11 protein-coding genes are annotated in these 13,233 nt (G+C 66.9%); 5 read left to right on the top strand and 6 right to left on the bottom strand.

Features of this window, described 5'->3' with window-relative positions:
* Positions 1-4 precede the first annotated feature (4 nt).
* The 4 genes from AB4Y36_RS10695 to AB4Y36_RS10680 all read right to left on the bottom strand — a co-directional run bounded on the left by AB4Y36_RS10695 (position 5) and on the right by AB4Y36_RS10680 (position 5,327).
* Entirely contained in the window at positions 5-2,449 is a 2,445-nt protein-coding gene (locus AB4Y36_RS10695) for a ComEC/Rec2 family competence protein (RefSeq protein WP_368682954.1), read from the bottom strand.
* Positions 2,450-2,539: 90 nt separating this feature from the next.
* The gene (locus tag AB4Y36_RS10690; RefSeq protein ID WP_368682953.1) at positions 2,540-3,328 is read right to left on the bottom strand and encodes a TatD family hydrolase; all 789 of its coding nucleotides are present in this window, start codon (positions 3,326-3,328) and stop codon (positions 2,540-2,542) included.
* 21 nt (positions 3,329-3,349) lie between these two features.
* Positions 3,350-4,081, bottom strand: a complete 732-nt coding sequence (lolD, locus tag AB4Y36_RS10685; RefSeq protein WP_069265534.1) for a lipoprotein-releasing ABC transporter ATP-binding protein LolD — start codon at positions 4,079-4,081, stop codon at positions 3,350-3,352.
* Positions 4,074-5,327: a lipoprotein-releasing ABC transporter permease subunit gene (locus tag AB4Y36_RS10680; RefSeq protein WP_069265533.1), complete on the bottom strand. Its 1,254-nt coding sequence runs from the start codon at positions 5,325-5,327 to the stop codon at positions 4,074-4,076. Before AB4Y36_RS10680 ends, lolD begins: the two co-directional genes overlap by 8 nt.
* Before the next feature lie 319 nt (positions 5,328-5,646).
* Between AB4Y36_RS10680 and AB4Y36_RS10675 the strand changes: the two genes are divergently transcribed.
* The 5 genes from AB4Y36_RS10675 (at position 5,647) to AB4Y36_RS10655 (ending at position 12,522) form a co-directional block, all read left to right on the top strand.
* Positions 5,647-6,774 (top strand): regulator, encoded by a 1,128-nt coding sequence (locus AB4Y36_RS10675; RefSeq protein WP_342945886.1) that lies wholly within the window; start codon positions 5,647-5,649, stop codon positions 6,772-6,774.
* A gap of 33 nt (positions 6,775-6,807) precedes the next feature.
* Positions 6,808-8,514 carry a single-stranded-DNA-specific exonuclease RecJ gene (gene recJ, locus AB4Y36_RS10670; RefSeq protein ID WP_069265531.1) on the top strand — a complete coding sequence of 569 codons (1,707 nt, stop codon included), beginning with the start codon at positions 6,808-6,810 and terminating at the stop codon, positions 8,512-8,514.
* A gap of 119 nt (positions 8,515-8,633) precedes the next feature.
* Positions 8,634-9,738 (top strand): peptide chain release factor 2 gene (prfB, locus tag AB4Y36_RS10665; RefSeq protein WP_342945887.1). Its coding sequence is split into 2 segments (ribosomal slippage): positions 8,634-8,714 and positions 8,716-9,738, totalling 1,104 coding nucleotides; the frame shifts between segments, so codons are not numbered across the junction.
* A gap of 211 nt (positions 9,739-9,949) precedes the next feature.
* Positions 9,950-11,485: a lysine--tRNA ligase gene (gene lysS / locus AB4Y36_RS10660; RefSeq protein ID WP_069265728.1), complete on the top strand. Its 1,536-nt coding sequence runs from the start codon at positions 9,950-9,952 to the stop codon at positions 11,483-11,485.
* Positions 11,486-11,790: 305 nt separating this feature from the next.
* Complete coding sequence (locus AB4Y36_RS10655; protein WP_368682952.1) at positions 11,791-12,522, top strand: glycine zipper 2TM domain-containing protein; 732 nt, start codon at positions 11,791-11,793, stop codon at positions 12,520-12,522.
* Between the two features lie 90 nt (positions 12,523-12,612).
* Here the strand turns inward: AB4Y36_RS10655 and iscX are convergent, their stop codons facing one another.
* Positions 12,613-12,810, bottom strand: a complete 198-nt coding sequence (iscX, locus tag AB4Y36_RS10650; protein ID WP_028204168.1) for a Fe-S cluster assembly protein IscX — start codon at positions 12,808-12,810, stop codon at positions 12,613-12,615.
* 30 nt (positions 12,811-12,840) lie between these two features.
* Positions 12,841-13,182, bottom strand: a complete 342-nt coding sequence (fdx, locus tag AB4Y36_RS10645; RefSeq protein ID WP_069265529.1) for an ISC system 2Fe-2S type ferredoxin — start codon at positions 13,180-13,182, stop codon at positions 12,841-12,843.
* Positions 13,183-13,233: the final 51 nt, after the last annotated feature.

The raw sequence follows: 13,233 nt of genomic DNA, 5'->3' as shown, positions 1-13,233 counted from the left end.
ACCGTTACTTAATGTAGCCTACCTGAAATATCGCGACGAGCGGCCAGACAGAATCGAGGAACGGTTCAGTCGACGAGGAGCGGCTGCCGTGATGCGGCACGACCAGCACCTGCGCGCGCAACCGCTCGGGGTCGCGCGCGACCAGCGTGCGCTCGACGCCCGCTTCGATGTCGGCGGCGATCAGCGCGGAGACCCGACCGTCTTGTGCCTCGGGCGCAACGCTTGCCGCCGTCGTCACCCGCAGGACGCAGCAATGCGCATTGGGTTTGCCCGCGAGCGGCCCGGGGTCGGGCCAGAGCACCTCGAAGTCGACGCCGTCCCACCGCCAGCGCTGGCCGGCGGCGCACCGCACGGTCTGCGCGCCCCTTGTGCGTGCGCTCGCCCACAGCGGATGCGCGGGCAGGATGCCTGCCACGAATGCCTCGACGTCGACACCGTCGAACACGGCTTGCGCGCCGCCCGAATGATCGGAGTCGTCGTGGCTGATCATCAGCGCATCGAGGCGCCCTATGCCATGCGCCTGCAGATACGGCACGACGATGCGCTCGCCCGCCTGCGTCGACTCGGGGCCCGGGCCCGCGTCGAAGAGCAGGCGATGCCGGGCCGTCTCGACCAGCACCGAGGTGCCTTGGCCGATGTCGAGCGCCGTGAGCCGGAAAGCGCCCGGCGGCGGCCCCGTGGGCGCAGGCACCAGTAACGGCAGCCATGTGAACGGCGCGATCCAGCGCATTGGCCAACCGCGTGGCGCAAGCCACCAGACGACGCCCACTGCAGCGCACGCGAGCGGCCACGCTCCGGGTTGCGGCAGCCGCAAAACCGCCCACGGCAGGCCCTCCAGCGCGCTCAGCGCCACAACCAGCCAGTCGAGGCAGGTATGCGCCGCGCGCAGCGCGAGTGCGTCGACCGGCGCGGGCATCGCGGCGCTCGCGATCACGAGCGGCGCGACGAGCATGCTCACCCAGGGAATCGCAAAGGCATTGGCCAGTGGGCCGATGAGCGGTATTTGCGCGAACCAGTAGGCAGTGAGGGGCGCGAGCGCCAGGGTCACGGCCCACTGCACGCGGGCGCTATCGCCAAGGCGTGACGCAAGACGTCGCATCGCCCCACGCCAGTCATCAGGCGGAAGCGCCATGGCGGCAAGACGTCGAACCGCGCCTTCGCGCGCAGCAGGCCCTGCGAATGGATCGGTTCGGTCATGCAGCGGATCGGCGGCGTCCGCGCTAGCATCCTGCGGCGCGTCCCTGTGCAAGCGTGGCACGCCGCTCGCCGCAAAGAGGATCGCCGCGACCGCGCAAAACGAAAGCCAGAAGCCTGCGGCCGTCACCGCCCACGGATCGCGCAGCAGCACGAGCCCGAGCGCCCACGCCAGCACGTGCGAGCGCGCGACCTCGCGCCCGGCGAACAGCGCGAGCGCAACGACCGCCAGCATCCAGAGCGCGCGCTGCACCGGCACATTGAAGCCGGCGAGCGCGGCGTAGACTCCTGCCGCGAGCAGCGCTCCCGCCACCGCAACCTTTTGCGCCGGCACGATGAGTGGCGCATCGACGCCGCGCCAGCGCGCGCGCCGCCACAGTGCGCCCGCGACCCACCCGGCGAGCCCCGCGACGAACGCGAGATGCAGCCCGGAGATCGCCACCAGGTGGCTCGTGCCCGTATTGCGCATGAGCCGCCTGTCCGCGTCGCTGATCGCGTCCTGTGCGCCGGTGGCGAGCGCGATGACGATGCCGCGATGCGGTGCGTCGCCGAGCACTGCGTCGATGCGCGCACGCAGCGCGGCGCGCGCCCGCTCGATGCGCACGCCTACGCCGGTGGCGTCAACGGGCAGACGCACGGCATGCCCGGGATCGCTCACGTACCCGGTGGCGCGCACGCCGCGCGCGAGCAGCGCGGCCTGCGTGTCGCGCAGGCGGAAGTTGCCGTTGCCGTGCGGGCGTTTGAGCCGCACGGCAAGGCGCCAGCGTGCGCCGGGCACGAGCGGCGGCAGCGGCGCCTCGCGCGCCACCCACGATAGTTGAATCAAATGCGGCAGCGCCGTGGCAGCCTTGTGCGTTTCCCAGGATTCGACACGAAAGAGGAAGCTTGCGCCGTTCGCTCCGTAGGAAGGCAAGCTGGAGATATAGCCGCTGATAGCGATGTTGCGCGCCTGCCAGGCAGCGGGAAGCGCCTCGGCAAGCCGTGTTTCTGCACGCCACGCCGCATAGCCAAAGCCCGCGCATGCGGCCGCAAACCACACCGCCGCCCAGCCGCTGGCCATGCGCCAGCGTCGCCCGCAAGACAGGCCGACATGAGATTCGTCCGCCGGTGCCACGCCGCCCAACGCCCATGCCGCCCACGTGGCCCCGAGCACGGTTGCCAGAACCAGCGCGACCCACGCCCCCCACCCCGGCAACGCCGCCTGTCGCTGCAAGACAATCACGCCCAGCGCAAACCCGCACCACATCGCCCGCATCCCGCCTCCTCGCAACGAGGGGGCTGAATGCACAAACCGTGTCAGTCGCGCCGCGCAAAATGCACCCTGTGCACGCCACCCTGGAAACGATTATGCAGACGAAAGCGCGAGCCGCGGCAGCGCAGCCGCCGCGTTAGCCGTCGTGCCAAGTGCGAGTTCGTCGGGACTCAAGCCCCGCAAGCCTGCGAGCACGGCGCCGATGCGCGGCACCTGGTCAGGCGTGTTGCGCGCGCGATAAAGCCAGGCGGGCGAGATGTCCGGCGCATCGGTTTCCATGACGATGGCCTCGAGCGGCAGTTGCTGCGCGAGTCTGCGGATCTGCAGCGCGCGCTCGAACGTCACATTGCCGCCGAAGCCCAAATGCATCCCTTGATCGATGAACGCACGCGCCTGCTGGAAGCTACCGTTGAACGCATGCGCGATACCGCTTTTCACGCCGTTGCGGCGCAGCCCCTTGAGCACCTGATCCTGCGACTTGCGCACATGGCAGATCGCCGGCAAGCCGAACTCGCGTGCAAGGCGCAACTGGGCATCGTAGAAGTGCTGTTGCCGGGCGTCGTCGAGGCCCGGCACGAAGTAATCGAGCCCGATCTCGCCGATGCCGACGAAGCGCGGATCATCGAGACTCGCCTCGATCTCGCGGCGCAGCACTTCAAGGTCTTCGTCATGCGCCTGCGGCGTATAGAGCGGATGAATGCCGAGCGCGTAGACGGCGCCCTCGGTGCGGTGCGCGAGCGCGCGCACCACGTCGAAGTTCTCGCGCGCCACCGCCGGGATCACGATGCGCGACACACCCGCCGCGCGCGCCGCCGACGCGACCGCGTCGCGGTCCGCGTCGAACTCGGCGGCATCGAGATGGCAGTGCGTGTCGATCCACATGGCGCTCGCTCGCGGGAAGGCTCAGACCGGTACGACCGGTTCCTCGTGCAGCATGCCGTCGCGCAGGCGCACGATGCGGTCGCAGCGCGCCGCGAGGTCGGGATCATGCGTGACGATCACGAAACTCGTATCGAACTGGTCGGAGAGTTCGAGCATCAGGTTGAAGACGTTATCCGCTGTCGCGCCGTCGAGGTTGCCCGTGGGCTCGTCGGCGAGCACGCATGCGGGCTTCGTCACGAGCGCACGCGCAATGGCCACGCGCTGGCGCTCGCCGCCCGACAGCTCGCCCGGCCGGTTGCGCGCGCGATGCGAGAGGCCCACGCGATCGAGGATCTGCATCGCCTCGGCACGCGCGTCTTCCTGCGTCATGCGGCGAATACGCAACGGCATCGCCACGTTGTCGAGCGCCGAAAACTCCGGCAGCAGATGGTGGAACTGATAGACGAAGCCCAGCGCCCGATTGCGCAGTTCGTTGCGCTCGCGCTCTGACAGCTCGGTGAACGGCTTGCCGAGCACCGAGACCTTGCCCGCGCCCGGCTCGTCGAGTCCGCCGAGCACGTGCAGCAGCGTGCTCTTGCCCGAGCCCGATGCGCCCACCACAGCGAGCTTCTCGCCGCGCTTCACTTTCAGATCGGTGTCGTGCAGCACCTGCACTGCAAGCTGGCCCTGGCCAAACACCTTCGAGACACCGTGCGCTTCGAGCACGTACGGATAATCGCCAGCCGCGGCGATCAGCGATTGACGGTCATTCATAGCGCAGCGCCTCCGCGGGACGAACCTTGGCCGCGCGCCAGCTCGGATAGAGCGTGGCGAGCGCGGACAGCACGAAGGCGATCACGCCGATGCGGATCACGTCGGAAGCCACGAGTTCGGAAGGCAGCTCGCTGATGAAATAAACCGAAGGCGGCAGGAACTGAATGCCGAGCAGATGCTCGATCGCCGGCACGCTCCATGGAATGCTCCACGCGATCAGGCAGCCGAGCGCAATGCCGATGGCCGTGCCCACGAAGCCGATCGTCACGCCCTGCACGACGAAGATCTTCATGATCGAGCCCGGCTGCGCGCCGAGCGTGCGCAGGATCGCGATATCGGCCTGCTTGTTGGTGACGGTCATGACGAGAGACGAAACGAGGTTGAACGCCGCGACCGCGATGATGAGCGTGAGAATGATGAACATCATGCGTTTTTCGATCTGCACGGCCGAGAACCAGGTCTTGTTCTGCTGCGTCCAGTCGCGGATATAGAGGTCGCCCGAGAGCGTATGCACGAGCTGGCGCGCCACCGCCGGCGCGCGCTGCATGTCCTTCAAGCGCAGACGCACGCCGCTTGGCGCGCCTAAGCGATAAAGCACTTCGGCGTCGCGGATGTTGGTGAGTGCGAGCGTGCTGTCGTACTCGTAATGGCCCGACTCGAATACGCCCATCACCGTGAACTGCTTCAAGCGCGGCAGCATGCCGGCCGGCGTGATCGAACCCTCGGGCGCGACCAGCGTGACCTTGTCGCCCACCGTCACGCCCAGGTTCACAGCGAGATCGGCGCCGAGCACGATGCCGAAGCTGCCGGGCGTGAGGTCGTTCAGGCTGCCCGCCTTCATTTCCCGGCCGATGTCCGAAACCTGCGGCTCCTCGGAAGGTTCGATGCCGCGCAGCGCAACGCCGTTCACGCTGTCGCCGCGCGTGAGCAGCGCCTGGGCGTCCACGTAAGGCGCCGCGCCAATGACTTCAGGATTGGTCTTCGCTTCTTTCGCGGTGAGCTGCCAGTCGGGCATCGTGCCCGTCGGCGAAAAAATCTCGATGTGCGCAAGCACGGAAAGCATGCGGTCGCGCACGTCGCGCTGGAAGCCGTTCATCACCGAAAGCACGACGATCAGCGCCGCGACGCCGAGCGCGATGCCCGACATCGATATGAGCGCGATGAACGAGATGAACCCGTTGCCGGTCGTGCGTTTGCCGGCGCGGGTGTAGCGCCAGCCTATCTGCCATTCGTAGGGAAGTTTCAAGCGAATCCTTTTGCGTCTTCGTTGCGCTCCGGCGCCGTATTGACCCTGGGGCCAGTGCGCCGGACGGCCGGAGAATATCGTGCCGGGTCGGGCGGCGATCAACCGCGAAGTTTGCCACACTGGCGGCGGGTCACGGATATTCGACGGAGTTCCCCGTGAACTTTCCCGCGTGAGAACCGCAGCCCCCGTGAGGCGTTTGCCCGCCCTCTGCTTCGAGCCGCAATTCGCCCACAAGTGCCGCAGCACCGGCATAACGGGTCGAGGCGATGCCGTTGCGGCACGCCCGAGGGCCGCCCGGCGCACGTAGCGCCGAAGTACAATGCGCACCATCATGCCCGCCGACCGACTCCATTTCCTCGTCCCCTTTGCCTTGCCGTCCGCCGCGGCCGCCTCCACCGCGCTCGCGGGCCTCGAATACCCGGCGCTCGCGAAACTGGTTGCGCGCGCGACACTCGGCGAGCAGGTGATCGGCGAGGACTTCCAGCGTACGTTGCCGCACGAGCGCTGGGTCGCGCGCCAGTTCGGCGCGCTCGGTCCGGCGAGCGCGAACCGCGCAAACTCCGCGCCGGCCGCCGACGACGAAGCGCCGCTTGCGCCTTACATGCTGCTCGCCGATGGCGGCACGCCCGGCGACGCCACCTGGGCGTGCGTGCAGCCCGTGCACGTGCGCATCGCGCACGATCATCTGGTGCTGATCGACCCCGCCTCGCTCGAACTCGCCGACGCCGACGCCGCCACGCTCTACACTGTCGCCCGCCCGCTGATCGAAGAACTGGGCGTGCGCATCGAGGCGCCGACGCCGCAGCGCTGGTATCTCTCGTCGGAAGCGTTCGGCACGCTCGCGGGCGCGTCGCCCTTGCGCGCGAGCGGCCGCAACATCGAGATCTGGCTGCCGCACGAGGCCCATTCGGGCCAGCGTTCGCGCGCCTGGATGAAGGTGCAGAACGAAGTGCAGATGGCGTGGTTCGAGCATCCCGTGAACGAGGCCCGCGAAGCGCGCGGTCTGCCCGCCGTCAATTCGATCTGGTTCCACGCCCAGGGCGCGCTGCGCACCGTCACGAGCCCCTATGCGCGCGTGCGCTCCGATGCGGCCGCCACGCGCGGCCTGGCGCTCGCCGCGAAGGCGCAAGTCGATGCCGCGCCCGCGACCTTTGCCGCGCTCGCAGCCGCGCTCAACAACGGTTCGGGCACGGGAGCGACGCTCGTCGAGCTCGATCCGTTCTCGGCGGCCTTCATCCAGCAGGACTGGGGCCGCTGGAACGCCGCGTTCGCTCAACTTGAGCGCGACTGGTTCGCGCCGGCGCTCACGGCGCTGCAAACGGGCGCGCTCGCCGCGCTCGATCTCACGCTATGCGGCGACACGGGCTCGGTCACGCTGTCCATCACGCGCGGCGATTTGCGCAAGTTCTGGCGACGCCGCCTGTTCGCGTCGCTTTTTATCGAATGATTCCCGAATGACTTCTTTTTTCCGCGCTCACGCATGACCCGAATCGTCACCCGCGCCTGCTCGCCCGCCGACACCGAAGCGCTCGTGCGCCACGGCCTGCATCCGGTGCTCGCGCGCCTCTACGCCTCGCGCGGCGTTTGCCAGCCCGACGAGATCGAAACCGGCCTCGCGCGCCTCATTCCGCCCACCGGCATGAAGGGCCTCGACGAGGCCGCCGAACTGCTCGCCGACGCGCTCGAAGCCGAGTGCCGCATGCTCGTGGTCGCCGACTACGATTGCGACGGCGCGACGGCGTGCGCCGTGGCCGTGCGCGGCCTGCGCATGTTCGGCGCGCAGATCGACTATCTGGTGCCGAACCGCTTCGAGTATGGCTACGGCCTCACGCCCGAGATCGTCGCACTCGCCGCGCAACGCAAGGGTGGTCCACCCGACGTCCTGATCACGGTGGACAACGGCATCGCCAGCGTGGAAGGCGTCGAAGCCGCCAACGCGCTCGGCATCGAGGTGCTCGTGACTGACCACCACTTGCCCGGCGACACGCTCCCCGACGCGCGCGCCATCGTCAACCCGAACCAGCCGGGCTGCGAGTTTCCGAGCAAGTGCATCGCGGGCGTGGGCGTGATGTTCTACACGCTGCTCGCGCTGCGTGCGGAGCTGCGCAGGCGCGGCGCGTTCAGCGACGGCAAGCCCGAGCCACGTCTCGACGGCCTGCTCGATCTCGTCGCGCTCGGCACCGTCGCCGACGTCGTGAAGCTCGACTGCAACAACCGCGTGCTCGTCGCGCAAGGCTTGCAGCGCGTGCGCAACGGCCGCATGCAGCCGGGCATCGCCGCGCTCTTTCGCGCGGCGGGCCGCGACGCGAAAACCGCGTCGGGCTTCGACTTCGGCTTCGCGCTCGGCCCCCGCCTAAATGCGGCCGGCCGGCTCTCGGACATGTCGCTCGGCATCGAGTGCCTGACCACCGACGACGTGGGCCGCGCCTGGGAGCTTGCGCAGCAGCTCGACGGCATGAACCGCGAACGCCGCGAGATCGAAGCCGGCATGCAGCAGCAGGCGCTCGCCGATCTCGCCGACGTCGATCCGCAAGGCAAGGCCACGCTCACGCTGTTCAACGAAAGCTGGCACCAGGGTGTGATCGGCATCGTCGCGGGACGGCTCAAGGAGCGCTTTCACCGCCCCTCGTTCACCTTCGCGCCTGCCGACGACGACGGCGAGCTCGTGAAGGGCTCGGGCCGTTCGATCCCCGGTTTCCATCTGCGCGACGCGGTCGATCTGATCAGCAAGCGCGAGCCCGGTCTGATCCAGAAGTTCGGCGGCCACGCGATGGCCGCGGGCATGACGATCGCCGCTGCCGACGTGCCGCGCTTTGCCGCCGCCTTCGAGCGCGTGGGCCGCGAGTGGCTCACCGAAGAGGCGCTCGCGCGCACCGTCGAAACCGACGGCGATCTCGAAGACGCCTACTTCACGCCCGATTTCGTGGAGATGCTCGATGCCGCCGTGTGGGGCCAGGGCTTCCCGGCGCCCGTGTTTTCGGGGGAATTCGAGGTGGCCTCGCAGGCGCTCGTGAAGGACAAGCACCTCAAACTGCAACTGCTGCGCGGGCGCCAGCGCTTCAACGCGATCTGGTTCAATCACACCGAATCGCTGCCGCAGCACACCACGGTCGCCTATCGGCTCGTGCGCGACACCTGGAATGGCGTGTCGCGCGTGCAGCTCGTGGTGGAGCACGCTGCGCTCTAAGCGCGCCTTGAACTGCACGTTGCACTGAAAAGCGCGGGCCGCCGGAAGCGCCCGCGCCGCCCTTGATCCGGGTCCAATCGGCTATAATTCAATGTTTTACACGCCGGATCACGATACAAATGGAAGCGGAACGTCTCAACGCGATCGAAGCCCTTTTGGCGGACCTGCGCACGCGCGCGGGCGAGCTACGGGGGTATCTTTGACTACGACGTAAAAGCCCGACGGCTCGTCGAAGTCAACAGCGAACTCGAAGACCCCAACGTCTGGAACGACTCCAAGCACGCCCAGGGTCTCGGCAAGGAAAAGAAACTGCTCGAGGGCGTGGTGCACGTGCTCGACGGCATCGAGAACGACACGCGCGACACCCAGGATCTCTTCGAAATGGCGCGCGAAGAAGGCGATGAGGACACGCTCGTCGCCATCGAAACCGACGCTCACGCGATCGAAGCGCGCGTAGCCGACGTCGAGTTCCGCCGCATGTTCGCGAATCCGGCCGATCCGAACAACGCGTTCATCGACATCCAGGCCGGCGCCGGCGGCACCGAGGCCTGCGACTGGGCGTCCATGCTGCTGCGCCAGTACGTGCGCTACTGCGAACGCAAGGGCTTCAAGACCGAAGTGCTCGAAGAGTCCGAAGGCGACGTGGCCGGCATCAAGAGCGCGACGATCAAGGTCGAAGGCGAATACGCCTACGGCTTCCTGCGCACCGAAACCGGCATTCACCGCCTCGTGCGCAAGTCGCCGTTCGACTCGTCGGGCGGGCGTCATACGTCGTTCTCGTCGGTGTTCGTGTATCCGGAGATCGACGACTCGTTCGAAATCGAAGTCAATCCGGCCGATCTGCGCATCGACACGTACCGCGCTTCCGGCGCGGGCGGTCAACACATCAACAAGACCGACTCCGCCGTGCGTATCACGCACGTCCCGTCGGGCATCGTCGTGCAGTGCCAGAACGACCGCTCGCAGCACCGCAACCGCGCCGAAGCCATGGCCATGCTGAAGTCGCGCCTGTACGAAGCCGAGATGCGCAAGCGCCAGTCGGAACAGGACAAGCTCGAAGCGGGCAAGTCGGACGTGGGCTGGGGTCACCAGATCCGCTCCTACGTGCTCGACAACAGCCGCATCAAGGATCTGCGCACCAACGTCGAAATCAGCAACACCAAGGCCGTGCTCGACGGCGATCTCGACGCCTTCATCAGCGCGAGCCTGAAACAGGGCGTGTAAGCTTGCCGCACGCCGCGGGCGCAGCAGTTCACCGCATGCCGCCCTCTCCTGCTGCGCCGCCCGCTTCGAGCGCGAGGCGTGCGACGCGCAGCAGGAACCGAAGTCCGCTTATCTGCGTGCGATGCGCGCCGTGTCCCGCGAAGGACCATGCCGGGGCCGCAGCCCCGAAAACTCGCCGAAACACCTGCGAATCAAAGAACTCCGAGCCATCATGACTGAACCGACCCAGCAGAACGCGCCCAGCGCCGCGCCCGAACTCGACGACAACCAGATCATCGCCGAGCGCCGCGAGAAACTGCGCGCGCTGCGCGAGGCAGGCGTCGCCTATCCGAACGACTTCCGCCCGACCCATCACGCCGCCGACCTGGCGCGCGATTACGCCGACACCGACAAGGACGCGCTCGAGGCCAATCCGCTCGAAGTGGCAATCGCCGGCCGCATGATGCTCAAGCGCGTGATGGGCAAGGCAAGCTTTGCCACGGTGCGCGACGGCTCGGGCCAGATCCAGTTCTTCATCACGCCCGCCGACGTGGGCGAGGCCACCTACGACGCGTTCAAGAAGTGGGACCTCGGGGACATCGTCGCGGCCAAGGGCGTGCTGTTCCGCACCAACAAGGGCGAGCTTTCGGTGCGCTGCACGGAATTGCGTCTGCTCTCGAAGGCGCTGCGCCCGCTGCCCGACAAGTTCCACGGCCTCGCCGACCAGGAAATGCGCTATCGCCAGCGCTATGTCGACCTGATCGTCACGCCGGAAGCGCGTCAGACCTTCCAGGCGCGCACCAAGGCGATTTCCTCGGTGCGCCGCTTCATGGCCGACTCGGGCTTCATGGAAGTCGAAACGCCGATGCTGCACCCGATCCCGGGCGGCGCGGCCGCCAAGCCGTTCGTCACGCACCACAACGCGCTCGACATGCAGATGTTCATGCGCATCGCGCCCGAGCTGTATCTGAAGCGCCTGATCGTGGGCGGCTTCGAACGCGTGTTCGAGATCAACCGGAACTTCCGTAACGAAGGCGTTTCGCCGCGTCACAATCCGGAATTCACGATGATGGAGTTCTACGCTGCGTACACCGACTACGCATGGCTCATGGACTTCACCGAGCAGCTGATCCGCCAGGCCGCCATCGACGCGAGCGGCACCGCCGTGCTGACGTATCAGGGCCGTGAACTCGACCTCTCGAAGCCGTTCCATCGCTTGACGATCGTGCAGGCGATCCAGAAGTACGCGCCGCAATACACGAACGAGCAGCTTGCCGACGCCGTTTTCCTGCGCACGGAACTCAAGAAGTTCGGCGTGGACGCGAACCAGCCGGCCTTCCTGAACGCAGGCGTGGGCTCGCTGCAACTGGCGCTCTTCGAAGAGACGGCCGAGTCGCAGCTGTGGGAACCGACCTACATCATCGACTACCCCGTCGAAGTGTCGCCGCTCGCGCGCGCCTCGGACACGCTGCCGGGCATCACCGAGCGCTTCGAGCTGTTCATCACGGGCCGCGAGATCGCCAACGGCTTCTCGGAGCTGAACGATCCGGAAGACCAGGCCGCGCGCTTCAAGAAGCAGGTCGAGCAAAAGGACGCCGGCGACGAAGAAGCGATGTTCTATGACGCCGATTACATCCGCGCGCTCGAATACGGCATGCCTCCGACGGGCGGCTGCGGCATCGGCATCGACCGTCTGATCATGCTGCTCACGGACAGCGCAAGCATCCGCGACGTGATCCTGTTCCCGCATCTGCGCCGCGAAGACTAAGCAGACCCCTGCCTGACATGACGGGGCGCATGCGGTTGACACCGTATGCGCCCCGTTTCTTTGGGGCCTTTCAGCGCATGCGTTTGTAACCATCGGTAAAATCTGCCGGCGAGCGCAGCGGCCGGGACGGGTACGTCGATTGCGCCCTCGTGGAAAACCGCGCTGTGCAACGCTGCCCGACGATCACGCCCTCGGCGTCTGCCCGCACCCATCGCGCGGGGTTACAAAATGAAACGCTCACAGACCTGGATTGGCTCAAACTGGTTCTTACAAGAGAGCCAACTCTGCCAAAGACGGAGCCTGTCATGAACACAACCGATCCGACCACACCGAAACGCCGCCTCCATCCGCTGATCGCAACCGCGGCGGCAGCCGTCATCGTCGCGAGCCTTGCGGCCACAGCGGCCATCACCGGCGTTTTCCCGAAAGCTTCCAGCACCGCCGAACAGAGCGCCCAGGGTCAGACGGCCATGACGGCTTCACAGCCGCAGGTGGTCGACTCGACGAAGCCGGTGCAGGCCTCGCAGTATGCGCAGAACGGGCAGAATGCGCCCGCCGAGCCGCAAGAGGCGCCGGCACAGCCTGAACAGCAGGCGGCCGTGCCCGTCGCCCCGGCGCAGCAGCAGTATGGTCAGCAGCCTGCCCAGCCGGCGCAACCTGTGCAGCAGCAATACGCACAGGAAGCGCCGCCGGCCCACCCCGCTTGTTCGACGTGTGGCACGGTCGTCGCGATTTCCGAGGTCAAGCATGAGGGCCACGGCACCGGTATCGGCGCAGTCGGCGGCGCGGTAGCCGGTGGCGTGGTCGGCAACCAGTTCGGCTCGGGTAACGGCCGTACGGCCATGACGCTGCTCGGCGCACTGGGTGGCGGCTTCGCCGGCAACTCGGTCGAAAAACACCTGCGCAGCACGACCAGTTATTCGGTGCGCGTGCGCATGGAGAACGGCAAGATGCGCTACTTCACGTATCACGAAGCGCCGCCGTTCCAGCAAGGCGAGCGCGTGCGTGTGGAGAACGGCACGTTGGTCGCGGGCTGATTGCCCTGACGCTGAACGAGCAATAAAAAAGGCGATTTGCCGTACTGGCAAATCGCCTTTTTCTCGTCTGCCTGCCGGGCGTGCAGGGAATCAGTAGTCCGCGTCTTCGATCCACGCGGCCTGGATCGCTTCGAGAATCTTCTCGTTCGAGCGCTCGGGGTCGTCGTCGAAACCGTCGAGCTGGGTGATCCAGCGGTGCAGATCGGTGAAGCGCACGTACTGCGGATCCACTTCGGGATGGGTGTCCGTCAAGGCCATCGCGATGTCCTGCGTATCGGTCCATTTCATGGCTGCGCGCTCCTCCTGGTGTTTAGTGGCTCAGTGGTTTTCTTTCGCGTGGTTGATCGAGTAACGCGGAATCTCGACCACCAGGTCGTCGTTCTCCGGCACGATGGCCTGACACGACAGCCGCGACGTCGGCTCGAGGCCCCACGCCTTGTCGAGGAGATCGTCTTCGTCTTCCTCTGAAGGCACGAGCGCATCGAAACCTTCGCGCACGATCACGTGGCAGGTCGTGCAGGCGCACGACTTTTCGCATGCGTGCTCGATTTCGATACCGTGTTCGAGCAGCGCGTCGCACACGCTCTCGCCCGGCTTGGCGTCGATGACCGCGCCTTCAGGGCACAGTTCGACATGGGGCAGCACCACGATTTGAGGCATTGTGATTTCCGTATCCAATAACTTTCATATCGGGCGCATGCCCCGCCTCCG

The organism is Paraburkholderia sp. BR10936, from assembly GCF_040965735.1.
GTDB lineage: Bacteria > Pseudomonadota > Gammaproteobacteria > Burkholderiales > Burkholderiaceae > Paraburkholderia > Paraburkholderia nodosa_A.
The sequence above is the reverse complement of the archived record's forward strand: the minus strand, read 5'-3'. Positions and strand labels throughout refer to the sequence as shown.